Here is a 26,983-nt window from a genome sequence, read left to right on the forward strand (position 1 = left end):
ATTTTTAGGGATAAAGTGCGGTTGTTTTTCGCCGCATTTTTAATCCGCCTTTAACGCATATTTGCCGGAGCCTAAAAGCATAACGGCAATAAACGTAAACAAGAAAGTCGCAATGCCTTCTGCAGTCCATGAACCGACTTTAGTTAACGTGAAGAGCTCGGCGGAATACATTAAAATCATGATGACCACCGAACCGCTCGCAGCAATAAACGCGGCGATACGGGTATAAACCCCTAAAATCATTAGAACCGGTGCAACAACTTCTGCCAAATAAGCAAGGTATGCAAATGATGCCGGTAAACCGAATTCCATAAACTTCATAGCGACAAAATCTACACCGGTTTTTAATTTATGCACGCCGTGTAGTAAAAATAACACTGAAAAACCGACACGTAAAATAAGTTTAGCCAGTTCAGGTAAATCAACAAGTTGATTAAATTTTTTCACAATAGACATTTAAATCTCCTCAAAAATATAAAAAATGCTATTTTATTGTAACAAAATTGCTACATATTTATCAATATAGCTTATAGAAAAGCTGTTTTTCCCAATCTTCAATAATTGGATTACACAAACCCCGTCGGCTCATATATAATATGCCGCTTTTTACGCAATCCGATACAGACAATCCTATGACAGTAACGCAAACCGAAAAGAAACAAAGCTATAATTTAAATAAATTGCAAAAACGCTTACGCCGAAATGTGGGAAATGCCATTGCCGACTTTAATATGATCGAAGAAGACGACAAGGTGATGGTGTGTTTATCCGGCGGGAAAGACAGCTATACACTGTTGGATATTTTACTCAATTTACAACAAAATGCGCCGATAAACTTCAAGATTGTAGCGGTTAATTTAGACCAAAAACAACCGGGCTTTCCGAAACATATTTTGCCTGAATATCTGCAACGTATCGGGGTGGATTACAAAATCGTGGAAGAAAACACTTACGGCGTCGTGAAAGAAAAAATTCCGGAAGGCAAAACCACTTGCTCCCTCTGCTCCCGTTTACGCCGCGGGATTTTATATCGTACAGCAACGGAACTCGGCGCCACCAAAATTGCCTTAGGACACCACCGAGACGATATGTTGGCGACCCTCTTTTTAAATATGTTTTACGGCGGAAAATTAAAATCTATGCCGCCAAAATTGATTTCCGACGACGGTAAACAAATCGTCATTCGTCCGTTGGCTTACTGCAAAGAAAAAGACATTGAAAAATACGCTGTCGCAAAAGCCTTTCCGATTATTCCTTGTAATCTGTGCGGTTCGCAACCGAATCTGCAACGCCAAGTGGTAAAAGAAATGCTGAATGGCTGGGATCGCCAATATCCGGGACGCCTGGAAACCATGTTCAGCGCCATGCAAAATATCACGCTGTCCCATTTATGCGATCCAAAACTTTTTGATTTTAAAGGCATTAAACACGGTCAATTGATTGAAGGTGTGGAAGGTGATACGGCATTTGATGAAGAAAACATCACACCGATGCAATTTGGTGATGAAGATCAGGCGGATTTCAGCGAGCAGGAAATGATTGCCTTTAAGGAAGTGCGGTAGAAAAACGTTGGAAAAAATGACCGCACTTGTACGGCGATACGCAAACAAAAAATCGCGGTTTTTACGCCGCGATTTTTATAGAAATTTGATGTGATTAAATTCGTCTTGCCTGCCAATATGCCTTACGCCAATAATCGCTGTTCAACGAGGAATAAATCACGCCGCCTTTGGTGGACGCGTGCAGGAATTTGTCTTCCTTCACATAAATGCCCACATGATAGCCATGGGGACCGCGACCGGTTTTAAAGAACACCAAATCACCGGTTTGAATATCGCCTTTTTCGATATATTGACCGTAATTTGCCTGATCTTTGGTTTGCCGTGGCAATTTTATGCCGAAACGATCAAAAAAGGTGGTTTGCACGAAACCGGAGCAATCCACGCCACTCCGGCTTTGCCCGCCGATACGATACGGCGTTCCCGCCCATTCGTATTGCTGTTCGCTTAAAAGCGCAATAGCCATAATGGGATCGTTTATCTGCCCTTTGTAATTAATCCGTGAGGATTTCGACGGTCCGCCGGAACAGGCGGCTAACGCCAAGACAGAACAGCAAATAAGTAGAGATTTAAAAGAAATACGCATAAATCATCCATAACAAAAAGCTACCGACAATGACTTGCGGTAGCTCGTTTATTTAAGCTTTTGGTTTGACCTTTTCAACCCGGTTACGCAATTTTTGTCCCGGTTTGAACACCACCACACGGCGGGCGGAAACTGGCACGCTTTCACCGGTTTTCGGATTTCTGCCCGGACGGGAGGCTTTATCGCGTAATTCAAAATTACCAAAACCGGATAATTTCACGTCATTTCCTGTTTCCAAAGCCACACGGATTTCTTCAAAAAAGCTTTCGACCAAATCCTTTGCTTCACGTTTACTGAGATGGAATTTCTCAATAAGATTTTCGGCGAGTTCTACTTTAGTTAATGTCATAGTTTAATCTCTCAAATAAGCATTAAAACGTTGTTTTAACTCAGATAATACCGTTGAAATTACCGCGTTAATTTCATCTTCTTCAAGGGTTTTTTCATTATCTTGAATTACTAAGCTGATAGCTAAGCTCTTATGCCCTGCAGCAACACCAGTTCCGTGGTAAACATCAAATAAATTGATTTGGGTTAATTTATCTCCGCCTGCTGTGCGACACGCTTCCAGCACGTCATTTGCAGGGATGTTATCCGCAACCACAATCGCCAAATCACGACGGTTAGCCGGGAAACGGGAAATTTCTTTGGCGCGGGCGACTTCTCGTCGAGAAATGTGTGCGACCGAAATTTCACAAACAAATGCTTTTCCGGTAAGCCCAATTTTTTGCGCAATAGTTGGGTGAAGTTGACCGATAAATCCGATTTCTTCACCATCCAGCATAATGGCCGCAGATTGACCTGGATGTAATGCTGTGTATGATTTTGCTACAAATTTTGCCCGATTTCCAGCAGAACTTAACGAAAGTAGGTTTTCAATGTAACCTTTTAAGTCGTAGAAATCTGCCGGAACGGCTTTTTCGCTCCATTGTTCGTTGGTTTTCGAACCTGTCATTACCGCCGCAAAAACCGGTTCTTGACGCACGCCGAATTCGGCTTTCTCATCCGGGATAAAACGTAAACCGTGCTCAAACAAACGCACGCGGGTTTGTTGGCGGTTTTGATTATAAATCACCGCCCCCAATAAACCGGTCAATAATGAAACGCGCATGGCGGACATTTCAACGGAAATCGGGTTCGGTAAAACCATCGGTTTAACATCAGGATGCAGCAAACTTTGGATTTTCGGATCAACGAAGCTATAAGTAATGGCTTCATAAAAATCACAACTGGTTAGAGCAGCTTTAATGCGAGATAGTTCAATATCCGCTTCTTTATGTTCACGCATACGTAAATGCGCCAGCGGTGCATTATTCGGAATGCTGTTATAGCCGTAAATTCGTGCAATTTCTTCAATTAAATCTTCGGCAATTTCAATATCAAAACGCCAAGAAGGCGCAACTGCCGTCCAAGTATCATTGGCGTAAGACACCTGTAAACCAAGGCGTTGCAGAATCTCCGTAACGGTTTCGGTAGCAATATGATGACCAAGTAACGCATCTAATTTGTGACGTTGTAATGTAACTTGTTGACGTGTCGGCAAATATTGTTCATTTACCGCTTCGCAAATTTCACCGGCTTCACCACCGCAGATGTCAAGTAAAAGTGCGGTCGCTCTTTCCATCGCTTTGCGCGGCAATTCAAAATCCACACCGCGTTCAAAACGGTGGGAAGAATCGGTGTGTAAACCATATTGACGGGCGCGACCGGTAATCGCCAACGGTGCGAAGAATGCCGCTTCTAAAATCACATCTTTTGTGGTTTCCGCATTCACGCCGCTGGCTTCGCCGCCGAAAATCCCCGCCATTGCCAATGCGCCTTTTTGATCGGCGATAACCAGCGTATTCGGCTGTAATTTCGCCGTAGTGCCATCCAGTAACACCAATTCTTCGTTCTCTTTCGCCATGCGAACCTGAACCGGTTGCGCCACTTTCGCCATATCAAAAGCGTGCATCGGTTGACCTAATTCCAGCAAAACATAGTTGGTGACGTCCACAATCGGATCAATAGAACGAATGCCGCAGCGACGTAATTTTTCCTGCATCCACATCGGCGATTGGGCTTTTACGTTGACATTTCGCACCACACGCAATAAATAACGCGGGCAGGCTTCCAGCGCCAATACATCAATTTGTACTTTATCGCTAATGGTAGGTTGAACCGCCTCAAAGTGCGGTGAATTTTCGTGGAGTTTATTAACTACCGCCAATTCACGCGCGACACCGGCAATGCTTAAGCAGTCGGCACGGTTTGGCGTTAAACTGATTTCAATAGCATTGTCGTCTAATTTCAAATAATCACGTAAATTTGTCCCAATCGGTGCATCTTGCGGCAATTCGATAATGCCGTTAGCGTCGGATTCAATGCCTAATTCGCTGAATGAGCAAAGCATACCTTCGGAAGGTTGACCGCGTAATTTGGTTTTCTTGATTTTGAAATCGCCCGGTAATTCTGCGCCTTCTACCGCACAAGCCACTTTCAACCCTTGGCGGCAATTCGATGCGCCGCACACAATATCCAATAAACGCTCGCCGCCTACATTTACTTTGGTGACGCGTAATTTATCCGCATCGGGGTGTTGCGCGCATTCCACCACCTCACCCACGACAACACCGGTGAAATCGCCGGCAACCTTTTCCACGCCGTCAACTTCCAAACCCAACATGGTAATTTGGTCGCAAAGTTGCTCCGTGGAAATTGCCGGATTAACCCATTCGCGTACCCATTGTTCACTAAATTTCATACTTATCTCTCACTCAAAACTATTTAAACTGTTTCAAAAAGCGTAAATCATTCTCGAAGAATGAACGTAAATCCGTGACGTTGTAGCGTAACATCGTTAAACGCTCTACGCCCATGCCCACCGCGAAACCGGAGTATTCGTTCGGGTCAATACCGACATTGCGCAATACGTTCGGATGCACCATGCCGCAACCCAACACTTCCAGCCATTTACCGTTTTTCCCCATCACATCCACTTCAGCGGAAGGTTCGGTAAACGGGAAATAAGACGGACGGAAACGCACCTGCAAATCTTCCTCGAAAAAGGCGCGTAAGAAATCGTGCAACAAACCTTTTAATTCGGTGAAATTGGCGTGTTTGTCCACATACAATAATTCGATTTGGTGGAACATCGGGGTGTGGGTTTGGTCGTAATCGTTACGATACACACGGCCGGGCGCCATAATGCGAATCGGCGGCTGTTGTTTTTGCATGGTACGAATTTGCACGCCGGAAGTTTGGGTTCTTAACAATAATTCAGGATTAAACCAAAAGGTATCGTGATCGGCACGTGCCGGGTGGTGTTTCGGGATATTTAAAGCATCAAAATTGTAATAATCGCTTTCGATTTCAGGACCGGATTCTACGGAGAAACCCAGCTCGGAGAAAAATTTGGTGACGCGTTCAATGGTGATGGAAACCAGATGCAAACCACCCATTTCCACTTTACGCCCCGGCAGGCTCACATCAATACGCTCATTTTCCAGTTTGGCATCTAATAAAGCTTGTTCCCACTCCGCTTTTTTCGCATTTAAGAAATCCAATGCCGCTTGTTTGGCTTCGTTAATTTTTGCGCCCACCGCCGGACGCTCTTCCGCCGCTACATTGCGCAGTTCTTGCATTAATTGGGTAAAATGCCCTTTTTTACCAAAATATTCCACCCGAATTTCATCAAGCGCCGCCAGGCTTTTATCTTCAATACTGCCTATGGCATTTCTTGCTTTATCCACAAGATCTTTAAGATGCTGCATACATATCCTCTGTCATGTTCGATTTATCTGAAAAAATGCCTGCAATGATAATATTAACTGCTTAGAAAATCACGCAATTTATCACGTTTTGCGTAAATTATTCGTGAGTGGGAAAGGGTACCGATGAAAAAACACATAAAAAAACAACCGCACTTTAAAAAGTGAGAAAAACTTTAATGCTGAATCTATTAAGCCGATTTCTTATAGACAAAAAAATAGAGGCTTCAAAAACCTCTATTTCGTATCGGTAAAATGACATTTTATAACTGACGTAACTGTTGCAACGCTTCAATACGTTTTTCCAACGGCGGGTGGCTCAGGAATAATTCTTTCAAACCGCCGCCACGTTTACCGTTAATAGCAAATGCCGCTAAGGCGGAACCTTCTAATTCTTGCGGTTCATGCAAACTTTGCAGGCGTTTTAACGCATCAATCATTTTTTGTTTGCCCACCAAATTTGCCGAACCGGCATCCGCTCTGAATTCGCGCTGACGGGAGAACCACATGGCGATCATACTCGCCAAGAAACCGAATACCACTTCCAATAGCATGGACACCAAGAAATAACCGCCGGAATTGCTTGAACTTTCGCTGCCTTGGTTACGGGAATTGGCGATTACATTCGCGATTATGCGTGACAGGAAAATGACGAAGGTATTCAACACGCCTTGCAACAATGCCATTGTGACCATGTCACCGTTTTTAATGTGGCTCACTTCATGCGCCAATACCGCTTCCGCTTCACCGCGCGTCATTTTATTTAGAAGACCGCTACTGACGGCGACCAGCGAATTATTTTTGCTCGCACCGGTGGCAAACGCGTTGACATCGGCGGAATGATAAATAGCCACTTCAGGACGTGGTAAGCCGGCACGTTCTGCCTGTGAATATACGGTATCCACCAACCAACGTTCGGTTTCATTACGCGGTTGTTGAATCACTTCCGCACCGACGGCACGAATCGCCATGGTTTTAGACATAAATAAGGAAATGATGGAACCGGCAAAACCGAATAGTGCCGCGAAAATCATTAAACCCGATGCATCACGGGCTTGAATGCCGGTTAAAGATAAAATGATGTTGAAAACCAGTAAAACCGCCATGTTTGTGGCTAAGAAAAGTAAAATGCGCATCATAGATAAAAACTCCCTAAATAAAATAATAATGAAAATATGCTTGGCTATAATGGCGATAAAAACAGGAAAATCAAGTATCCTGATGAATTTTCTACGGAAGAATGGCAATTTAATGGGAAAACAGGCGAAAAAGTGCGGTCACAAAAAACAACGTTTTTTGAACGTTGGCTTTGCCAACGGCCCCGTTAGGGGTGAACAAACGAGAGATCGAGTTTGTGAATAATTTTAACGATGTTTTTTAAAAAGAAAAATAGAGTTGGTCGATAAGCCGGGTTCTGTCGTGGACAATCATTCATCTAGGCGCACATTTACACATACGCTCAAGCAACCTACCCGAATCCTGAACGGGCCATTCATTGGATTCCTATTTGGTCTTGCTACGAGTGGAGTTTACCCTGCGGCCAACCGTTACCGGCGGCACGGTGCGCTCTTACCGCACCCTTTCACCCTTACCTGATCTCTTGCGAGCCATCGGCGGTTTGCTCTCTGCTGCACTTGTCGTAGGCTCTCGCCCCCCGGACGTTATCCGGCACTCTGCCCTGTGTAGCCCGGACTTTCCTCCCGCCTACTTGTCCCCCAGTTTACGCTTGCGCGACGTTAGGGGCTTCAATAGACCGGCGATTGCCTGACCAACTCAGGCGCACAGTATAGCTTAAATTCTCGGTGAAATATAGGGTTAAAATTTTTCATTATGCGCCGATAAAAGTGCGGTCAGCTCTCAGGATGTTTTTCCGCATTTAAAAAATTTCGTAAAAAACAACCGCACTTTTTACCTTAATTTAGTCCTCGGGTTATCCGCCAGCGCTATAATTCGTATGATAAAGATATGAGAAACATCGCCTATAAGAAATATAGTGTTAAGTAGAAAGTTAGGCTAGAATGGCGGGCATTTAATAGTTTATAAATATGTCTTCTTTCCCTCCGTTTACGGGGGGAGCCAAGATCTGTTCATCAAACTATTCCGACATTCTACTTTCCCCGCGCCAAACAAGGAAACCGCAATGGATTATTTACACATCGCTCAAGAAACCCTGAGTGTAGAAGAAAATGCCCTCGGGCAACTCAAACAAAGATTAGACGGCACTTTTGCCGATGTCGTAGATTTAATTCTGAACTGCAAAGGGCGCTTAGTCATCGGCGGTATCGGCAAATCAGGTTTAGTAGGCAAAAAAATGGTTGCCACCTTCGCCTCCACCGGCACGCCAAGTTTCTTCTTACACCCGACGGAAGCCTTTCATGGCGACTTGGGCATGCTCAAACCCATTGATGTGGTCATGCTCATTTCTTACAGCGGCGAAACCGACGACGTAAACAAACTCATTCCAAGCCTGAAAAACTTCGGCAATAAAATAATTGCGTTAACTTCGAATAAAAATTCTACGCTGGCGCGCCATGCGGATTATGTGTTGGATATTACCGTGCAGCGCGAGGTCTGCCCGAACAATCTGGCGCCGACCACTTCCGTTATCGTCACCATGGCGTTAGGCGATGCATTAGCTGTCTGTTTAATGCGCGCCCGCGATTTCCAACCGGAAGATTTCGCCAAATTCCATCCCGGCGGCAGCTTGGGACGCCGTTTGTTATGTCGTGTGAAAGATCAAATGCAAACCCGCCTGCCGATCGCCGCATTAACCACCACCTTCACCGATTGTTTGACTATCATGAACGAAGGCAGAATGGGCGTGGCGCTGGTGATGGAACAACAGCAACTGCGCGGCATTATCACCGACGGCGATATTCGACGCGCGCTCACCGCAAACGGTGCGGAAACCTTAAATAAAACCGCGCAGGACTTAATGACCTCTCATCCGAAAACCATTCATCAGGACACCTATATTTCGGAAGCGGAAAATTACATGAAAGCCCACAAAATCCATTCATTGGTTGTGGTGGACAATGCGCAAAATGTGGTCGGTTTAGTGGAGTTTTCAAGTTAATGACAGCAGAATTACAGGAAAAATTGAAACAGGTGAAATTCGTCATCACTGATGTGGACGGCGTATTAACGGACGGTTTATTGCACTACGATGCCAACGGCGAAGCCATCAAAAGTTTTCATGTACGCGACGGTTTAGGCATCCGAATGCTGATGGAAGCCGGCGTGCAGGTCGCCGTATTATCCGGGCGTGATTCGGCGATTTTACGCAAACGCATTGCCGATTTAGGCATTAAACGCTTCTTTTTAGGCAAATTGGAAAAAGAAAGCGCCTGTTTGGAATTATGCCGCCAAGCCGGCGTTGCGCCCGAACAAACCGCCTACATCGGCGACGACAGCGTTGACCTCCCCGCTTTCGCCGTTTGCGGCATATCTTTCGCCGTTGCCGACGCCCCCGAATATGTCAAAGATTGCGCCGATTACGTCTTAGGCTTAGGCGGCGGCAAAGGCGCGTTCCGTGAAATGTCCGACATGATCTTAAACGCCCAAGGCAAAGGTGAAATTTACAGTTCCGTACAGGGATTTTTAAAGACGGCGAAGAAGATGGCGCAATAAAAAAACGTTTGGAAAAATTATTCACAAACTCGATTCTCGTTTGTTCACCCCTAACGGGGCCGTTGGCAAAGCCAACGTTCAAAAAACGTTGTTTTTTGTCACCGCACTTTTGGGCGCCGGTAATGCGCCCGCATTTCCTTTCAACCATTTCCACAAACCTTAAACAAAAATGTTATTTCCCTTGACTTTTATCTCTTGTACTAGTTTAATAGTGCAAAATTTATTTCATGATTTAAGGAAATGAGAATGTCCTCCGCTTTTATTCAAATGTTTACGCAAAATGTCCCATATCACAGCGATCCGACCGCGATTTTCGCCACATTATGTGAAAACAAACCGAACACCCTGCTTTTAGAATCCGCCGAAATTTCCAGCAAAAACAGCTTAAAAAGTTTATTACTCGTCAACGCCGCCATTAAAATTTCCTGCTTGGGGCAACGGGTGACGTTTCACGCATTAACCTATAACGGTGAGGCGGTATTGCCGTTAATTGAACAAAAATTGTCGGTGCACGTCAGTGTAAAATCTCGCACAAATCAACAATTGGACATGGAATTTTCCCCCGCCGACAACAATGCCGACGAAGACAGCAAACTACTGGCAGCAGGCATTTTCGACGGCTTACGCTGCTTTACCGAACTTTATAAAGCAAGCCCGTTACCGGTATTTTTAGGCGGTTTGTTCGCTTACGATTTAGTGGCGAATTTCATCCCGATGGGAAACATTCAATTACAAGACGACGGCATTACCTGCCCGGATTATTGCTTTTATTTAGCCGAACAACTACTGGTGATCGACCATCAATTACAACAGGCGGAATTACAAACGTTCTGCTTTGCGCAACATCAAGAAAATGCGTTGCAACAGGAAGCGCTGGATATTGCCAGAAAACTCTTGGAAATTCGACCGCACCTACCGCTCAAACCCGCTTCAACGGAGGTGGCTGTTAATCTGAATGATGATAAATTCAAGAAAATTATCGAACGCCTGAAACAGCATATTTATTGCGGTGATGTATTCCAAATCGTGCCTTCCCGCCGTTTTTCCCTGGAATGCCCGAACACGCTGGCGACGTATCATCAACTTAAACAAAATAACCCAAGTCCTTATATGTTCTTCATTCAAGACGAGGATTTCACCTTGTTTGGTGCGTCGCTGGAAAGTGCCTTGAAATATTCGCAAGCCACCCGCCAACTGGAAATCTACCCGATTGCCGGCTCCCGTCTGCGCGGTTTTGACGTCGATGGCAATATCGATCCGGAATTGGATTCCCGCCTCGAATTGGAATTACGTTTAGATCGTAAGGAACAGGCGGAACATTTGATGTTGGTGGATTTGGCGCGCAACGACATCGCCCGCGTCTGTGAAAGCAAAACCCGCCACGTGAAGGATTTAATGCAGGTGGATCGCTATTCCCACATTATGCACTTGGTTTCCCGCGTGGGGGGCAAACTCCGCCCCGAACTGGACGCATTGCACGCCTATCAAGCCTGTATGAACATGGGCACGTTAACCGGCGCACCGAAGATTAAAGCCATGCAGCTGATTTATCAATTTGAGCAGGAAAAACGCCACAGTTATGGCGGTGCGGTGAGTTACCTGCAATCCGACGGCAATTTTGACACCTGTATCGTGATTCGTTCCGCCTTCGTGCAAAACGACACCGCCTATGTACAAGCCGGCTGCGGTACCGTGTTGGATTCCGATTTGCAAATGGAAGCCGACGAAACCCGCCACAAAGCCCGTGCGGTAATTAACGCCATCGTACAAACCAACAACAAAGCGAATCAATAGGAGTTAATTCATGGCAACCATTTTATTTTTAGATAACTTTGATTCCTTTACTTACAATTTAGTGGATCAATTTCGCGGTTTAGGACATCAGGTGCACATTTACCGCAACGATTGCGACTTAGCGATTCTGGAAAAAACCGCATTGGCGCACCCCGACACCATTCTCGCCCTCTCTCCCGGACCGGGCACGCCCGACGCCGGCAACATGATTCCGTTGATTAAACGCTTAATCGGCAAAGTTCCGATGTTGGGCATTTGCTTGGGACATCAGGCTTTAATTGAGGCTTTCGGCGGCAAAGTGGTTCACGCAGGTGAAATTCTGCACGGCAAAGTGTCCAAAATCGAACACGACAATAAAGCCATGTTCAAAGGCTTAAGCAACCCTATGCTGGTGGCGCGCTATCATTCGTTAATGGGCATCAATCTCCCCGACGAACTCATTCCGAACGCCGCCTACAACGGCATAAACATGGCTATCCGCCACCGCACTTTGCCGATTTGCAGCTTCCAGTTTCACCCCGAATCCATTTTAACGGTGCAAGGGGCGCAATTATTGGCGCAATCGGTAGAATGGTTGCTGGCGCAAAAAACGCCGTAAATTCTGACCGCACTTTAAAGGTTGATAGCGCGCGTCTCCCGACGCGTGCTTTCGGTTAAAAATGTAGGACACGCGTCAGGAGACGCGCGCCATCAATAAAGCACAAAGGAAATACAATGATCACAATATATGGCTTAAAACGCACTCTTTCCCCGCGCAAATCCGCCGTGGCGGAGGTGATTTATAACTGTCTTGAACTCGGCTTGGACGTGGCAAAAGGCAAACACGCACTGCGTTTTATTTGTTTGGAAGATGACGATTTCTACTATCCGCACACGGCAAACCGCAGCGATAATTACATGGTGATTGAAATTAATTTAATGCAAGGACGTATGGAGCAAACCAAAAAACGTCTGATTAAAATGCTGTTCAGCGAATTTGAATATAAATTAGGTATCAGCCCGTTTGACGTGGAAATCACCATCAAAGAACAACCGGCGCATTGTTGGGGCTTCCGTGGCATGACCGGCGATGAAGCGCGCGATTTGGATTACGATATTAATAAATAAGGATAACGACGATGGAAAACCAAGCCCTGTTAGAAAAACTGTATGGCGGACACGCCTTAACCGCTGTAGAAAGCGAATTCCTGTTTAACGCCATTATGTCGGGCGAATTAAGTAACGAACAAATCGCCGCCATATTAATTGCGTTAAAAGTGCGCGGTGAAACCATTGATGAAGTGAACGGCGCCGTGTTAGCCGCGGTGAAAAATTCCAAACCGTTCCCAACGCCCGACTACCCTTTTGCCGACATCGTAGGCACGGGGGGCGACGGCGCCAACACTATCAATATTTCCACCGCGTCCGCCATTGTAGCGGCAAGTTGCGGCGCGAAAGTAGCAAAACACGGCAATCGTAGCGTTTCCGGCAAAACCGGTTCGAGCAATTTATTAACCGCACTTGGCGTCAACATCGCCATGTCACCGGAACAAGCCCGCAAAGCATTGGACGACATCGGCATTTGCTTCTTGTTCGCCCAACAATATCACCCTGGCTTCAAATATGTGGTTCCCGTACGCCAAGCCTTAAAAACCCGTACGCTGTTTAATATCCTCGGTCCGTTGATTAATCCCTCCCGCCCGAAACGCCAACTGCTCGGCGTGTATTCCCCCGAACTCATCGACGTGTACGCCAAAACCGTCGCTCAATTGGGACATGAACACACCATCATCGTACACGGCAGCGGTTTGGACGAAGTGGCAATCCACGGTATCACACAAGCGGCGGAAGTCCGTAACGGCAACATCGAACGCTACACCCTAACCCCACAGGATTTCGGCTTCCAGGCAAAACCATTAGAAACCTTACGCGGTGGCGAACCGGCTGAAAATGCGCAAATGATCACCGCACTGTTACAAGGCAATGGCAAAGCGGAACACAATCAAGCCGTCGCCATGAACACCGCCTTATTGCTAAAACTGTTCGGACAGGACGACCTTAAACATAATGCACAACAGGTGTTGGATGTCATCCAAGGCAAACCGTTTGAGACATTGCAGAGATTGACGGGGTATTGATTAAAAGGAGGAATTGCCCTCCTTTTTCTGTAAAGAGAAGCTTTACACCCCAAAATATTAATTGTATAGTCTAGCGATACAAATAGGCACAAATAATGATTTTATCTTTCAAACATAAGGGACTTGAACAATTTTTTAAAACCGGTTCGACCGTAGGAATTCAAGCCAAACACGCCAAGAAATTAAATCTGCAATTGGCTACATTAAATAATGCGGAGACGCCTCTTGCTATGAGTGTTCCCGGCTGGAATTTGCACAAACTTAAAGGTGATTTACAAGAGCATTGGGCTATCACCGTAAACGGAAATTGGCGTCTAACATTTAAATTTGAAAATGGTCACGCTGAAGTTGTTGATTATCAGGATTACCATTAAGGAGAAAACATGAAAATGCATAATCCTCCCCACCCGGGAGAACTGTTAAAAGAATATATTGATGGTGTGAGTGTCACGGAAGTTGCCCAAAAATTAGGTGTTTCGCGTGTTACACTTTCCCGTATTCTCAATGGGAAAGCAGGCATCACGCCGGAAATGGCTGTGCGATTAAGCGAATTATTGAATACCACAACACCGAAATTATGGTTGGGTATGCAAGCAGACTACGATTTATGGCAAATTGAACAACAACACGCCGTATTTAACATCCAACCATTATTTAATTAACCGATAATATGATCACACAAGACTTCTCCAAACCGCTCGAAACCGCGACGGTGCTACAAAAAATCGTTCTCGACAAAGCCCAATGGGTGAAAGCCAAAGAAGCGGAATTTCCGTTAAGTACCTTTGAAAAAAACATCGAAAAATCCGACCGCACTTTTTATGACGCGTTGGCGCAAGGTTCGCACGAAAAGCCGGCATATATTCTGGAATGTAAAAAAGCCTCGCCCTCCAACGGATTGATTCGCCGTGAATTTAAACCGACGGCGATTGCACAGGTATATAAAAATTACGCGAGCGTGATTTCCGTATTAACCGATGAAAAATACTTCCAAGGGGATTTTGCCTATATTCAGCAAGTTCGCGACGTTGTCACGCAACCGGTGTTGTGCAAAGACTTTATGATCAGCGAATATCAGGTTTATTTGGCGCGTTTTCATCAAGCCGATGCCATTTTGCTGATGCTTTCCGTGGTGAACGATGAAACTTATCGTATTTTGGCGGATTTAGCCCATTCCCTCGGCATGGGCGTGCTGACCGAAACAAGCAACGAGGAAGAATTTGAACGCGCCTTGGTGTTAGGCGCCAAAATTATCGGCGTGAACAACCGTAACCTGCATGATTTAAGCGTCGATCTCAATCGCGTTGTAGAATTGACCGCCAAATATGCGGATAAAATCCCTGCCGATGTACGCATTATCAGCGAATCGGGCATCTACAATCATCAACAAGTGCGCGAATTACAACAAGTCGCCCACGGCTTTTTAATCGGCAGCAGCTTAATGGGCAGCCCGGATTTAAATAACGCCGTGCGCGAAGTGATTTTCGGTGAAAACAAAGTATGCGGATTAACCCGTGCGCAGGATGTGAAAACCGTTTACGACAACGGCGCTTTATACGGCGGGCTGATTTTCGCCGAACAGTCCAAACGTTGTGTCAGTTTGCGTCAGGCACAGGAATTGGTAACTGCCGCACCATTGCGTTTTGTTGGCGTGTTCCAAAATCAGGACATCGATTTTATTGTGAAAATCGCCCAACAGTTACAACTCTACGCCGTTCAGTTACACGGCGATGAAACGCCGGCGTTTATTACCGCACTTCGCGCTCAACTGCCCCAATCTATTCGCATTTGGAAAGCCATTTCCGTGGATGTGAACCATAAAAGTGCGGTCAATTTTGACGACGTTTCTGAAGTAGATCGTTTTGTTTTCGACAGCAAATCTGGCGCACACCAAGGCGGCACGGGAGCGACTTTTGATTGGTCGCTGATTCCGCAGGACCCGAAACATAAAATTATTCTGGCGGGCGGTATTAACCCGAGTAATATTGAAAACGCATTGGCGCAACATTGCGCAGGCGTTGATCTCAATTCCGGCGTAGAAAGCGCCCCGGGCGTAAAAGATGCCAAAAAAGTGCGGTCGGTTTTTGCGAAGATTTTGTAATCCAAATATTAAAATCTTGATGGCGCGCGTCTCCCGACGCGTGCCTTTCTTTTTTACTCACCGTTTTTATAAATCCTTTCACTCCAAATTACCTTTCTTATACCTCTTTATAGTTACAAATCCTTAACAAATGAGAATCAATCTCAATTACATAATAAAAACAATAGGTTACACTTAATTTTCTTACAAAAAGTAAGGGCGTTTTTGATAACGATCAAAAAATTTTTCATGTGACAGGCATATCATACCTCCAATAACCCTATAGAAAACGTGTGAATTTGGAGTGAATATGCAACGAAGTGATGGTTTATTTTCCGCTTTGGCGGATGTTTCCCGTCGGGATTTTATGAAATTATGTACCGCACTTGCGGCGACAATGGGGTTGAGCAGTAAAGCAGGCGCAGAGATGACGGCAGCGTTAACCGCCCCTGCCCGTCCGCCTGTGGTATGGATTGGGGCGCAGGAATGTACGGGATGTACCGAATCCCTTTTGCGCGCCACTCACCCCACCGTTGAGAATCTGGTGCTGGATTTAATTTCGCTGGAATATCATGAAGTGCTTTCTGCCGCCTTTGGTGAGCAAGCGGAAGAAAATAAACACAACGCGTTGCATAAATACAAAGGCAAATATGTTTTGGTGGTGGACGGTTCCATTCCGGTGAAAGACGGCGGTGTGTATTGCATGGTGGCGGGTAAGCCGATTGTGGAACACATTCGCGAGGCGGCGAAAGGTGCTGCTGCCATTATTGCTATCGGTTCATGCGCGGCGTGGGGCGGCGTACCTTCCAGCGGCGGCAACCCGACAGGCGCCAGCAGTTTGACCGAAGTGCTGCCGAAAGGCACTCCGATTATCAATATTCCGGGCTGTCCGCCGAATCCGCACAATTTCCTCGCCACCGTGGCATACATTATTACCTACAAAAAACTGCCTGCGATGGATCATCTGAATCGTCCGTTATTTGCTTACGATCGCTTAATTCACGAAAACTGTTACCGCAGACCGCACTTTGATGCCGGTCGTTTCGCCAAAGAATACGGCGATTACGGACATCGTCACGGCTGGTGTTTATATCATTTAGGGTGTAAAGGCCCGGAAACCTACGGCAACTGCTCCACTTTAGAATTCTGCGATGTCGGCGGCAATAACTGGCCCGTGGGCATCGGGCATCCGTGCTATGGCTGTAATGAAAAAGGGATTGGCTTTACCAAGGGTATTTTCCAATTAGCCTCCATAGAAAATCCGACACCGCGCGTAGAAAAACCTGATGTGAATAACACGGAAGGACAAGGCGCGACCATGACCGCCATCGGGTTATTAGGCGGTGCCGCGGCAATTTTGGCGGGCGTTACCGTGGTGACCTTGCGTGAATTAAGTATTCAACACAAAGCCCGTGCCGAAGCCAAAGCTGCAGAAAAAGAACAACACGCAGGTAAATAAGATGGATAGACGCAAATTTCTGAAAGCAGGCTTGCTTGGCGGAATCGCTTCCGGTTTACCTGTGGCGAAAGTACAGGCAAACGAAAATTTACCGCCGATTCCGACCGCACTTGGCATGTTGTACGACTCTACCCTTTGCGTCGGCTGCCAGGCTTGTGTCGCCGAATGTCAAAATGTGAACCACACGCCGGTGAATCCGAAAGGGGATCAAACCTGGTCCAATAACGACAAACTTACGCCGTTCACACGTAATATTATTCAGGTTTGGAGTGATGGCGACGGCAAACATAAAGACCAAACAGAAAACGGCTATGCCTACATAAAAAAACAATGTATGCACTGCGTTGACCCGAACTGTGTCGCTGTTTGCCCCGTTCAGGCACTCACTAAAGATCCGAAAACCGGCATTGTGAAATACGACCCCGACATTTGTACCGGCTGTCGTTATTGCATGGTAGGTTGCCCGTTTGATGTGCCGAAATACGATTACGACAATCCGTTCGGCGAAATCAGTAAATGCGAACTCTGCAACCAAAAAGGCGTGGAACGTTTAGACAAGGGCGAATTGCCCGGCTGTTGTCATGTTTGTCCGACGGGCGCCATTATTTTCGGTACGCGTGAAGAATTATTGGCGGAAGCCAAACGTCGCTTACGTTTAATTCGCGGCACGGAATATGATTACCCGCGCCAACAGGTTAACAGCAGCGACAAATACTGCGCCACCGTGCCGGCGTATCAATATCACATTTATGGTGAAAAAGAAGGTGGCGGCACGCAGGTGTTGGCATTAAGCGGCGTGCCTTTTGAAAACCTCGGTTTACCGCCGTTAGATGAAATCGCCACCGGCTCCCGTGCGGCGCATTTGCAACATTTTCTCTATCGCGGTTTGGCATTGCCGTTAGTGGCATTGGCGGGCTTAACCATCATGACCTACAAAAATATGCACGGTGACAAAATCGCCGAGCGCATTGCAGCCCAAAAAGAAGCCATGCGCCAAGCCCGTAAAGAAATTGAAGAAGCGGAGGATGAGCATCATGAGTAATCCACGTCCGGTGGGCGGTCGTCTGATTTCCGCCGCCATTTTGTTCTTCGCGCCTTTAGCCGTGTTATGTCTGTTACTCATCGTCAAACGGCTGGTTTTCGGTATCGGCTCCGTCACCGCACTGAACGGCGGCTATCCTTGGGGGCTTTGGATCGCTTTCGATTTGTTGGTGGGTACGGGATTCGCCTGTGGCGGTTGGGCGTTGGCATGGACGGTGTATATTTTCAATAAAGGAAAATATCACGCCCTCGTGCGCCCCGCGTTGCTCGCCAGTTTGTTCGGTTATTCCCTCGGTGGGCTATCCATCACTATTGATATGGGGCGTTATTGGCATTTGCCGTATTTCTACGTGCCGGGGCAATTCAACACCAATTCCGTACTGTTTGAAACGGCATTCTGTATGACCGTATACATCATCGTGGTTACGCTGGAATTTGCGCCGGTGTGGCTCGGTTTCCTCGGATTGAAAAAATGGTTTAACAAGCTCAATAAAATCATGTTCTTCATTATCGCGCTGGGCGCGCTGTTGCCAATGATGCACCAATCTTCCATGGGTTCCCTGATGATAGTGGCGGGGCATAAAGTGCATGATGTTTGGCAAAGCTACGAAATGCTGCCGATTCTCTCTTTGCTCACCGCGTTTATTATGGGCTTCTCCATTGTGATTTTTGAAGGCTCCTTAGTAAAAGCCGGTCTTGCCGGTAAAACCCCTGATGAACGTCATTTGTTCACCCAACTGGCACGTGTCACCGCAGGCTTGATTTTCTGTTTCCTTGTAGTGCGTTTCGGTGAATTGATTTATCACGACAAACTCAAATTGGTGCTCGGTTTCGACAAATTAACCAAATTTGAAGCCTGGATGTTCTGGATGGAAATCTGGCTGATGGTGTTGCCGTTGCTTACCCTTTTCCTCGGGGAGAAAAAATCCGATTCCCGTTGGTTGTTTATTTCCGCCTTAAGTATGTTACTCGGCGCCGCATTGTGGCGGATGAACTACTCCCTCATCATGTACGACCCGGGCAACGGTTATAAATATTTCCCTTCGGCGGAAGAATTGCTTATCTCAATCGGCTTCGTTTCCATTGAGGTTTGTGCCTACATTTTGATTATTCGTCTGTTCCCGGTCTTGCCGGTCTTTAAAGAAAAACACACAGAAGAATCAGAAAAAATCATTGCCGAAAAAGCGGCATTCAGTAAAAAACTTAGCGGAGCAGAATAATGTCAGAAAAAAAACGTATCTCAATTGACCCGATTACCCGTATTGAAGGTCATTTACGTATTGATTGTGAAATCGAAGACGGCAAAGTCACCAATGCCTGGTCCTCCGGTACCATGTGGCGCGGTATGGAGAATATTGTAAAAGGCGCTGATCCGCGTGATGCCTGGATGATTATGCAACGCATTTGCGGCGTATGTACTACCGTACACGCCATTATCAGCGTGCGCGCGGTGGAAGATGCCATCGGCGCCAAAGTGCCGGTGAACGCCCAGTATATTCGTAACATGATTCTTGCGGCGCACAGCATTCACGACCATATCGTGCATTTCTATCAACTTTCCGCCATGGACTGGGTGGACATCACCTCTGCCCTGCAGGCGGATCCGGAAAAAGCCACGGATATGCTGAAAGGCGTATCCACTTGGTCGCTCAACAGCGCCAATGAATTCCGTAATGTACAGAAAAAAATTCAGGCGTTGGCGGATAGCGGACAGCTCGGCATTTTCGCCAACGGCTATTTCGGACACCCGGCAATGAAACTGCCGCCGGAAGTGAACCTCATTGCCGTGGCGCACTATTTGCAGGCGCTCGAATGCCAACGTGATGCCAACCGTGTGGTGGCGTTACTCGGCAGTAAAACACCGCATATTCAAAACCTTGCCATCGGCGGCGTGGCGAACCCGATTAATTTGGACTCCCAAGCGGTGTTAAATCTCGAACGCCTGATGTTCGTGAAAGCCTGTATTGACCGCCTCACCGACTTTATCAATCAAGTGTATAAAGTGGATGCCGCCGTATTTGCCGCTTATTATCCCGAATGGCTCAGCCTCGGCAAAACCTCCGGCAATTATTTATCCGTGCCGGAATACCCCATTGACGCGGACAATAGTCAATTCATGCTGAAAGGCGGTTATATCGAAAACGGCGATTTATCCACCTTCCGCGCCATCGACCAACAAAAAGACGAATTTGTCGTAAAAGGCATAAAAGAAAGCGGCAAACATGCCTGGTATGAAGACGATGAACCGCTGGAACCTTGGGCTGGTTTAACCCGTCCGAAATACACCGGCTGGCAGGATGACGGCAAATATTCCTGGGTGAAAGCACCTACCTTCTACGGCAAAGTGGTAGAAGTGGGACCGCTCGCCTATTTAATGTGCGGCTTAGCAGCCGACGACAAACCGACGGTCAGCCATTTCAACGAATTAAAAGGCATTTATGAAAAATTAAGCGGCAACAGCCTCACTACCGACCAATTGCATTCCACCCTCGGACGCATTATCGGTCGCACCGTGCATTGCTGCGCCATTAACGACATTTTAAGCACCCAATGGCAATTGCTCATTGACAACATCGGCAAAGGCGACACCACCGCTTACATCAAAACCGAGATTCCGGCAAACGGCGAATTTAAAGGTGTCGGCTTCGGTGAAGTGCCGCGCGGTATGCTTTCCCACTGGGTCGTCATTAAAGACGGACGCATTGAAAACTACCAAGCCGTTGTGCCGTCCACCTGGAATTCCGGTCCGCGTAATGAAAGCGACCAAATGGGGCCTTACGAGCTTTCCATTATCGGCACGCTGGTAGCTGATCCGACCAAGCCGTTAGAGGTAGTCAGAACCATTCACTCCTTCGACCCTTGTATGTCCTGCGCAGTACACGTCGTCAACACGGAAAACGGCGAAGTGACCGAAGTGAAGGTGTTGTAATGAAACCGTTGATTTTGGGCGTCGGCAATATTTTGTTAAGCGATGAAGGCGTCGGCGTGCGTGTTGTGCAGGCACTTGAAAAACGCACTGAAATTCAACCGCACTTTGACCTCATCGACGGCGGCACTTGCGGTATGGAGTTGCTGGACGCCATGGCGAAACGCGAACATTTGATCATCATCGATGCCGTGCTCGCCAACAAACAGGCGGGGGAGATTGTGGTGTTACATCATGAACAAGTGCCGACCTTTTTCTCCCGAAAAATCTCACCGCACCAACTCGGCATTTGCGACGTACTTTCCGCTCTCAAACTGACGGACGAATTCCCGCAACACCTCTGCCTCATCGGTATCCAACCGGCATCCTTGGAGGCAGGAATCGGATTGACGGAAACCATCCAAAAAGCATTGCCGAAGGTTTTTGAAACGTTAAATCAAGTGATTGCTGAATATGGTTTGAATCTAGACTCCCCTCTTTAGAAAAGAGGGGCAGGGGGAGATTTGACAGACCAAATTAACGTAGAAAATAGTAAGATTTTTCTCAGTGAGTGTTAATGGCTCATTAAATTTTCAGTATTTATTAATTTGCTAAATGTCCCATAACCCCTCTTTACAAAAGAGGGGGACATTCTTTAAGGTTTCGCCTGCTATTCTTTAATTTTATTAATATTGATAAACAACCATGTACCGACACGAAAAAACACCGCAAAAAACCACCGCACTTTTTACCCCGATTACCGGCTTTGAAGAAAACCCGACGGATATTTTCCTTGCCGATATGCAAACCATCCAGCCCGAAATGCAGGATTTACCTTTCTTTCATCGCGGCATCGAATGCTTCTGCCCAAGATTTGTGTTATTTGAAGAACAATGGGTCGGCACGGTATTAACGCCGTGGATGATTAGCGTAGTCATTCTACCCGGTCCGCAACAAATCTGGGAACCGCGCGAGTTAGGCGACAAAATCACCGTGCAGCTGCCTTACAAAGCCCTCACGTTCACCGTCAGCGGCATTGAAAACGTACCGCAGTATTTAAGCTGCTCCCTGCACTATCCGCTCGACCCGAATTTAACCCAAGCTCAAGCGGTACAACTCACGCAGGATTGCCTGCGCATGATTTTATCGATGCCAACAAAACAGCCAAAATTTGATCCGGATCGCCGAAACCTGTTTAACGCCATGATAAAATAAACGCAATTTTCAAATGGAGTGAATGAATTATGTGTTTAGGTGTGCCGGGACAAATCGTGAAAATCGGCGACAGCGCGCTACAACTCGCCACCGTGGATGTGTGTGGCGTTCAACGCGACGTCAACATTTCCTTAATCTGCAACGACGACCCCAAACTGCTTCTCGGCAAATGGGTCCTCGTCCATGTCGGCTTCGCCATGAGCATCATCGACGAAGAAGAAGCCAAACAAACCCAAGAAGCCTTGATCGCCATGAGCCAGTTGGAACATGAAGTGGGCGATTTTTTGGGGTTGAATCAGGGGTAGGTTGAGGAAAAGTGCGGTTGGTTTTTACGAAAAAATTATAATTTCAAATAATAAATGGAAGACAAATTTATACACTTACATCTTCCATTACTTCAGAAATAAAAATTACGTATCATATTTTTATCTATTTCTTTTTAGAAAAGCGATCGCCAATGAACCAATACACGTACTCGCAATGATCCAAGAAAGCTTCTCATATCCATTTGCAGCAGCATAAATGGAACCAAATATACCACCTGTTGCTATACCTGCGGCAAGAAGTAATGCCCCCATTCTTTCAATAAAAGTAAACCAATCAATTTTAACTTCACGTTTACGACGATTTTTAGCTTCTTCCCCGGTTTCTTTAATAACGAAATCAACCAAATCAGGTCGAAATGTATTTAAGCGTTCAAGAGAATTTACATCAAGAATAGGACTATCTGTTTGGCTATGAGATAAGCTAATTTCATTACCTACAGAATTTTTTGCTTTAACCTGTGTATTTTTCGTTGCCATATTTTCTAGTGTTACGATTTAAATTTGATACTGTGGTATTAAAATCCCCACGTAATTTAGCCCGATCTTTAACAAATCCATTATGTATATCGGAATACTCTGTCGGATTTTGCAATACACGAGAGACAATACTTAAATCAACTAAACGTTTCAATGTAGCCATCATATATAACCTCCAAGGCTTTAGTATACCATTGAGATACATCATATTACATTGAACAAAAAGTACAGTCAAAATTATGGAACAGTTTTTTATTAATATATTTTTATACAACTAGAAAATTCCCATAGCAGATCTCCCTGCTGACGCAAACATCTTTCATTTATGCCTTTTTATTTCCACAAATCTATATTTCAGCACAAGCCTAGACACTTGCGCTATGGTTTCAAAATCCACCGCCAAAAAACACCGCACTTTCCACACCCTAGCCGTGCCATCGGCGCAAATTATGATCTCAATCACGGTTTTGATGGCGTGAATCCGCTAGAATGAAACTCCCATTTCAAAAATATGAGGAAACGACTGATGACTTCGGCAGAACTTTTCGGTGAAGGAATTAATCTGATGTTTTCAGGGATGGGTTTTGTGTTGGTCTTTTTGCTCATTTTGATTTCGGCAATCGGACTGATGTCAAAACTTATCAACAAATATTTTCCCGAGCCTCAACCCTTGCCAAAAACTCCCCCGAATTCCACCGCACTTTCTGCGGTTCCCATTGACGATTTTGAGCGTTTGCGCCCTGTGATTGCAGCGGCTATCGCGCACCATCGCCGTACCCAACAGTTCAAATAAATAAGGATTTTACTATGACTAAAAAAATTAAAATGACCGAACTGGTGCTTCGTGATGCCCACCAATCGCTTTTTGCAACCCGCTTGCGTCTTGATGATATGTTGCCCATTGCCCATGAATTGGACGACATCGGTTACTGGTCGCTGGAAGCCTGGGGCGGTGCGACATTTGATAGTTGTATTCGTTTTTTGGGTGAAGATCCGTGGGTGCGTTTGCGTGAGTTGAAAAAAGCCTGCCCGAAAACCCCGTTACAAATGTTGTTGCGCGGTCAAAATCTGCTGGGGTATCGCCACTATGCCGATGACGTGGTAGAGCGCTTTATGGAACGTTGCGTGGCGAACGGCATGGATGTGTTCCGTGTGTTCGATGCCCTCAATGACCCGCGTAATATGAAAGCGGCGTTACAAGCGGTGCGCAAATTCGGCGGTCATGCGCAAGGGACGTTAAGTTACACCACCAGCCCGGTGCATACCATGCAAACTTGGCTCGACACCACCGAACAGTTACTTGAAATCGGGATCGACAGCCTTGTGATTAAAGATATGTCGGGCATTTTGAACCCGATGGCGGCGGCAGAACTGGTGCGCGAAATCAAAAAACGTTTTGATGTGGAATTGCATTTACACTGCCATTCCACCACCGGCATGGCGGAAATGGCATTGTTAAAAGCCATTGAAGCGGGTGTGGACGGCGTGGATACGGCGATTTCCTCCATGTCCGCTACCTATGGTCACCCTGCCACGGAATCCATGGTGGCAACCTTGCAAGGTACCGAATATGACACCGGCTTGGATATTCCACGCCTGGAAAAAATAGCGGCGTATTTCCGCAATGTGCGTAAAAAATATGCAAAATTTGAAGGGCAACTGCGCGGCGTGGATAGCCGAATTTTGGTGGCGCAAGTGCCGGGTGGTATGCTAACCAACCTGGAAAATCAATTAAAACAACAAAACGCCTCCGACAAATTGGATTTGGTGTTGGAAGAAATTCCGCGCGTACGTAAAGATTTGGGCTACATCCCGCTGGTGACCCCGACATCACAAATCGTCGGCACCCAATCCGTAATTAATGTGCTAACTGGCGAACGTTACAAAACCATCGCCAAAGAAACCGCCGGTATCTTAAAAGGCGAATACGGCAAAACACCGGCACCGGTAGATAGCGCGCTACAAGCCCGCGTATTGGAAGGCACCGCGCCGATGACCGACCGCCCTGCCGATCACATTGCCCCTGAAATGGCGAAAATTGAAGCAGAAGTCGCCGAACAAGCCAAAGCGAAAGGCGTGAAATTGTCTGAAAATGCCGTAGATGACGCCTTGATCGTCGCCCTCTTCCCGCAAATCGCGTGGAAATTTCTGGAAAACCGCAATAACCCTGCTGCCTTTGAACCGGCGCCGACAGGCAAGGAAAGTGCGGTCGAAAATAAACCTGTTTCTAAAGCCGCAGCGACAACATCAGGCCCGGCCGTTTATACCGTGGAATTGGAAGGCAAAGCCTTTGTGGTGAAAGTGAGTGAAGGCGGTGATATTTCTCATGTGGCAACCACCACGCCACAAGCGGCTGTGCAAGCAGCGCCTGCCCCGGAACCAACAAACAACGGCACACCGGTTACTGCGCCGATGGCGGGTAACATCTGGAAAGTAGTGGCAACAGAAGGGCAAACCGTTGCCGCAGGCGATGTGTTATTCATTCTTGAAGCCATGAAAATGGAAACCGAAGTAAAAGCGGCGAAAGGCGGCACGGTGCGTGGCATTGTGGTGAAAGCCGGCGACGCCGTGGCGGTGGGTGATACCGTAATGACCCTCGTGTAAGGAGTTCCCTATGGATAGCGTTATTGCATTAATTCAAGGCATGGGAATATTTCACCTGCAATGGGGGCAGGCGGTGATGATTGGTATTGGCCTGCTCCTGCTGTGGCTTGCCATTTCACGTAAATTTGAACCGCTGCTGCTCTTGCCTATCGGTTTCGGCGGTTTGCTGTCAAACATTCCGGAAGCCGGGCTTGCCATGAGCGCATTGGAAAACCTGCTCCATCTGGGATCAGCGGAACAAATCGCCGTGATTGCCGCGCAGCTGGGCGTTGCGCCTGATCCGGCGATCATCAAAACAGCCATCGCCTCTGCACCGACGTCCATGATTAATCAACTGGAAACCTTTTCGGTGGATATGGGCTACAGCGCAGGCATTCTGGCGTTGTTCTATAAAGTCGCTATCGGCTACGGCATTGCGCCGCTGGTGATTTTCATGGGCGTGGGCGCCATGACGGATTTTGGTCCGTTACTGGCAAATCCGAAAACCCTGCTCCTCGGTGCGGCGGCACAATTCGGTATTTTCGCCACCGTGCTTGGCGCGCTAGGGTTAAATTATTTTGGCATTATTGAATTTACACTGCCGCAAGCCGCTTCCATCGGTATTATCGGCGGTGCGGACGGTCCGACGGCAATTTACCTCACCGGTAAACTCGCCCCGGAATTGCTCGGCGCCATTGCTGTTGCGGCGTATTCTTACATGGCGTTAGTGCCGTTGATCCAACCGCCGATCATGAAAGCCCTCACCACGGAAGAAGAACGCAAAATTCGCATGACGCAATTACGCCATGTGAGTAATCGGGAAAAAATCCTGTTCCCGGTGATTTTGCTGTTGCTTGTCGGCTTATTATTGCCGGATGCGGCACCATTGCTCGGTATGTTCTGTTTCGGCAATCTGATGCGCGTGAGCGGCGTGGTAGAACGTTTAAGCGACACCACACAAAACGCGTTAATTAACATCGTCACCATCGTGCTCGGCTTGTCCGTGGGGTCCAAACTCATTGCCGATAAATTCCTGCAACCACAAACCTTGGGCATTTTAATTCTCGGTGTGGTTGCCTTCTGTATTGGTACGGGCAGCGGCGTGTTAATGGCGAAAATGATGAACAAATTCAGCAAAACCAAAATTAATCCACTTATCGGTTCCGCTGGGGTGTCCGCCGTGCCAATGGCAGCGCGTGTCTCCAATAAAGTGGGGTTGGAAGCGGATAATCAAAACTTCCTGCTCATGCACGCGATGGGTCCGAATGTCGCCGGTGTTATCGGCTCCGCCATTGCCGCCGGGGTGATGCTGAAATATGTGGGCGCAATGTTGTAACATTAAAAACATTGCGAAAACCAACCGCACTTTTCAAATAAATGATGGCGCACGCTGCATAGCGTGCGTCTTTTTTCGTGCGCGAAAATCTATTTAAAAAACCCACCGCACTTTCACTTCCCATCG

Annotated in this window: 29 protein-coding genes and 1 other RNA gene; 21 read left to right on the top strand and 9 right to left on the bottom strand. The window is 46.8% G+C overall.

Annotation, left to right across the window (positions count from 1 at the left end; translation table 11 throughout):
* Positions 1-39: 39 nt before the first annotated feature.
* Entirely contained in the window at positions 40-456 is a 417-nt protein-coding gene (locus DK423_RS01530; protein ID WP_005556948.1) for a DoxX family protein, read from the bottom strand.
* Positions 457-596: 140 nt separating this feature from the next.
* On the opposite strand from DK423_RS01530, the gene ttcA reads away from it, so the two are divergent.
* Complete coding sequence (gene ttcA, locus DK423_RS01535; RefSeq protein WP_005556950.1) at positions 597-1,562, top strand: tRNA 2-thiocytidine(32) synthetase TtcA; 966 nt, start codon at positions 597-599, stop codon at positions 1,560-1,562.
* A gap of 94 nt (positions 1,563-1,656) precedes the next feature.
* Here ttcA and DK423_RS01540 read toward each other — a convergent pair whose 3' ends face one another.
* From DK423_RS01540 to htpX, 5 genes are all read right to left on the bottom strand, one after another.
* Complete coding sequence (locus DK423_RS01540; protein ID WP_005544763.1) at positions 1,657-2,145, bottom strand: NlpC/P60 family protein; 489 nt, start codon at positions 2,143-2,145, stop codon at positions 1,657-1,659.
* Between the two features lie 52 nt (positions 2,146-2,197).
* Positions 2,198-2,494: an integration host factor subunit alpha gene (locus DK423_RS01545; protein ID WP_005543400.1), complete on the bottom strand. Its 297-nt coding sequence runs from the start codon at positions 2,492-2,494 to the stop codon at positions 2,198-2,200.
* Positions 2,495-2,497: 3 nt separating this feature from the next.
* Positions 2,498-4,888, bottom strand: coding sequence for a phenylalanine--tRNA ligase subunit beta (gene pheT / locus DK423_RS01550; RefSeq protein ID WP_061886383.1), 2,391 nt, complete (start codon positions 4,886-4,888; stop codon positions 2,498-2,500).
* 19 nt (positions 4,889-4,907) lie between these two features.
* On the bottom strand, positions 4,908-5,897 hold the full coding sequence (gene pheS, locus DK423_RS01555) for a phenylalanine--tRNA ligase subunit alpha (protein ID WP_005556955.1): 990 nt from the start codon (positions 5,895-5,897) through the stop codon (positions 4,908-4,910).
* 260 nt (positions 5,898-6,157) lie between these two features.
* Positions 6,158-7,033, bottom strand: a complete 876-nt coding sequence (gene htpX / locus DK423_RS01560) for a protease HtpX (RefSeq protein WP_005556957.1) — start codon at positions 7,031-7,033, stop codon at positions 6,158-6,160.
* Between the two features lie 36 nt (positions 7,034-7,069).
* Between htpX and DK423_RS11000 the strand changes: the two genes are divergently transcribed.
* Positions 7,070-7,222: a hypothetical protein gene (locus DK423_RS11000; protein ID WP_005556958.1), complete on the top strand. Its 153-nt coding sequence runs from the start codon at positions 7,070-7,072 to the stop codon at positions 7,220-7,222.
* A gap of 59 nt (positions 7,223-7,281) precedes the next feature.
* Here DK423_RS11000 and rnpB read toward each other — a convergent pair.
* An RNA gene (gene rnpB / locus DK423_RS01565) (RNase P RNA component class A) lies at positions 7,282-7,670 on the bottom strand.
* A gap of 364 nt (positions 7,671-8,034) precedes the next feature.
* On the opposite strand from rnpB, the gene DK423_RS01570 reads away from it, so the two are divergent.
* From DK423_RS01570 to hybG, 16 genes are all read left to right on the top strand, one after another.
* Positions 8,035-8,970 carry a KpsF/GutQ family sugar isomerase gene (locus DK423_RS01570; RefSeq protein ID WP_005556960.1) on the top strand — a complete coding sequence of 312 codons (936 nt, stop codon included), beginning with the start codon at positions 8,035-8,037 and terminating at the stop codon, positions 8,968-8,970.
* Complete coding sequence (locus DK423_RS01575) at positions 8,970-9,524, top strand: KdsC family phosphatase (protein ID WP_005556961.1); 555 nt, start codon at positions 8,970-8,972, stop codon at positions 9,522-9,524. The genes DK423_RS01570 and DK423_RS01575 overlap by 1 nt, the downstream gene beginning before the upstream one ends.
* Before the next feature lie 246 nt (positions 9,525-9,770).
* Positions 9,771-11,318, top strand: a complete 1,548-nt coding sequence (locus DK423_RS01580) for an anthranilate synthase component I (RefSeq protein ID WP_061886382.1) — start codon at positions 9,771-9,773, stop codon at positions 11,316-11,318.
* 10 nt (positions 11,319-11,328) lie between these two features.
* Positions 11,329-11,916, top strand: coding sequence for an aminodeoxychorismate/anthranilate synthase component II (locus DK423_RS01585; RefSeq protein WP_005556968.1), 588 nt, complete (start codon positions 11,329-11,331; stop codon positions 11,914-11,916).
* Positions 11,917-12,032: 116 nt separating this feature from the next.
* Positions 12,033-12,425: a tautomerase family protein gene (locus DK423_RS01590; protein WP_005556970.1), complete on the top strand. Its 393-nt coding sequence runs from the start codon at positions 12,033-12,035 to the stop codon at positions 12,423-12,425.
* An 11-nt stretch (positions 12,426-12,436) separates the two neighbouring features.
* Entirely contained in the window at positions 12,437-13,435 is a 999-nt protein-coding gene (trpD, locus tag DK423_RS01595) for an anthranilate phosphoribosyltransferase (protein ID WP_061886966.1), read from the top strand.
* Positions 13,436-13,530: 95 nt separating this feature from the next.
* Positions 13,531-13,809, top strand: coding sequence for a type II toxin-antitoxin system RelE/ParE family toxin (locus DK423_RS01600; protein WP_005556977.1), 279 nt, complete (start codon positions 13,531-13,533; stop codon positions 13,807-13,809).
* Between the two features lie 15 nt (positions 13,810-13,824).
* The gene (locus DK423_RS01605; RefSeq protein ID WP_005576244.1) at positions 13,825-14,097 is read left to right on the top strand and encodes a HigA family addiction module antitoxin; all 273 of its coding nucleotides are present in this window, start codon (positions 13,825-13,827) and stop codon (positions 14,095-14,097) included.
* A gap of 8 nt (positions 14,098-14,105) precedes the next feature.
* Positions 14,106-15,536, top strand: a complete 1,431-nt coding sequence (gene trpCF, locus DK423_RS01610) for a bifunctional indole-3-glycerol-phosphate synthase TrpC/phosphoribosylanthranilate isomerase TrpF (RefSeq protein ID WP_061886077.1) — start codon at positions 14,106-14,108, stop codon at positions 15,534-15,536.
* 289 nt (positions 15,537-15,825) lie between these two features.
* Entirely contained in the window at positions 15,826-16,974 is a 1,149-nt protein-coding gene (gene hybO / locus DK423_RS01615) for a hydrogenase 2 small subunit (protein WP_005556985.1), read from the top strand.
* 1 nt (position 16,975) lies between these two features.
* Positions 16,976-18,016, top strand: a complete 1,041-nt coding sequence (gene hybA, locus DK423_RS01620; RefSeq protein WP_005556988.1) for a hydrogenase 2 operon protein HybA — start codon at positions 16,976-16,978, stop codon at positions 18,014-18,016.
* Complete coding sequence (gene hybB / locus DK423_RS01625) at positions 18,009-19,235, top strand: Ni/Fe-hydrogenase cytochrome b subunit (protein ID WP_005556990.1); 1,227 nt, start codon at positions 18,009-18,011, stop codon at positions 19,233-19,235. The genes hybA and hybB overlap by 8 nt, the downstream gene beginning before the upstream one ends.
* A complete protein-coding gene (gene hybC / locus DK423_RS01630) occupies positions 19,235-20,944 on the top strand; it encodes a hydrogenase 2 large subunit (RefSeq protein WP_005556993.1) in 1,710 nt (569 codons plus the stop codon). Before hybB ends, hybC begins: the two co-directional genes overlap by 1 nt.
* A complete protein-coding gene (locus DK423_RS01635; RefSeq protein WP_005556996.1) occupies positions 20,944-21,423 on the top strand; it encodes a HyaD/HybD family hydrogenase maturation endopeptidase in 480 nt (159 codons plus the stop codon). Before hybC ends, DK423_RS01635 begins: the two co-directional genes overlap by 1 nt.
* Before the next feature lie 202 nt (positions 21,424-21,625).
* A complete protein-coding gene (hybE, locus tag DK423_RS01640) occupies positions 21,626-22,135 on the top strand; it encodes a hydrogenase-2 assembly chaperone (protein WP_005556998.1) in 510 nt (169 codons plus the stop codon).
* Between the two features lie 29 nt (positions 22,136-22,164).
* Positions 22,165-22,440, top strand: a complete 276-nt coding sequence (gene hybG / locus DK423_RS01645; protein WP_005557001.1) for a hydrogenase maturation factor HybG — start codon at positions 22,165-22,167, stop codon at positions 22,438-22,440.
* A gap of 120 nt (positions 22,441-22,560) precedes the next feature.
* Here the strand turns inward: hybG and DK423_RS01650 are convergent, their stop codons facing one another.
* Both DK423_RS01650 and DK423_RS01655 read right to left on the bottom strand, forming a co-directional pair.
* Positions 22,561-22,938, bottom strand: a complete 378-nt coding sequence (locus DK423_RS01650; protein ID WP_005544784.1) for a hypothetical protein — start codon at positions 22,936-22,938, stop codon at positions 22,561-22,563.
* A complete protein-coding gene (locus DK423_RS01655) occupies positions 22,913-23,104 on the bottom strand; it encodes a hypothetical protein (RefSeq protein WP_005553960.1) in 192 nt (63 codons plus the stop codon). Before DK423_RS01655 ends, DK423_RS01650 begins: the two co-directional genes overlap by 26 nt.
* 360 nt (positions 23,105-23,464) lie before the next feature.
* Here DK423_RS01655 and DK423_RS01660 point away from each other — a divergent pair, with 360 nt between their 5' ends.
* The 3 genes from DK423_RS01660 to DK423_RS01670 are packed head-to-tail and all read left to right on the top strand — an operon-like array spanning position 23,465 to position 26,857.
* The gene (locus DK423_RS01660; protein ID WP_061885833.1) at positions 23,465-23,731 is read left to right on the top strand and encodes an oxaloacetate decarboxylase subunit gamma; all 267 of its coding nucleotides are present in this window, start codon (positions 23,465-23,467) and stop codon (positions 23,729-23,731) included.
* A gap of 14 nt (positions 23,732-23,745) precedes the next feature.
* On the top strand, positions 23,746-25,542 hold the full coding sequence (oadA, locus tag DK423_RS01665; protein ID WP_061886969.1) for a sodium-extruding oxaloacetate decarboxylase subunit alpha: 1,797 nt from the start codon (positions 23,746-23,748) through the stop codon (positions 25,540-25,542).
* A 10-nt stretch (positions 25,543-25,552) separates the two neighbouring features.
* Positions 25,553-26,857, top strand: coding sequence for a sodium ion-translocating decarboxylase subunit beta (locus DK423_RS01670; protein WP_109043850.1), 1,305 nt, complete (start codon positions 25,553-25,555; stop codon positions 26,855-26,857).
* The last annotated feature ends 126 nt before the right edge of the window (positions 26,858-26,983 follow it).

The organism is Aggregatibacter actinomycetemcomitans, from assembly GCF_003130205.1.
GTDB classification, from domain to species: Bacteria; Pseudomonadota; Gammaproteobacteria; order Enterobacterales; family Pasteurellaceae; genus Aggregatibacter; species Aggregatibacter actinomycetemcomitans_A.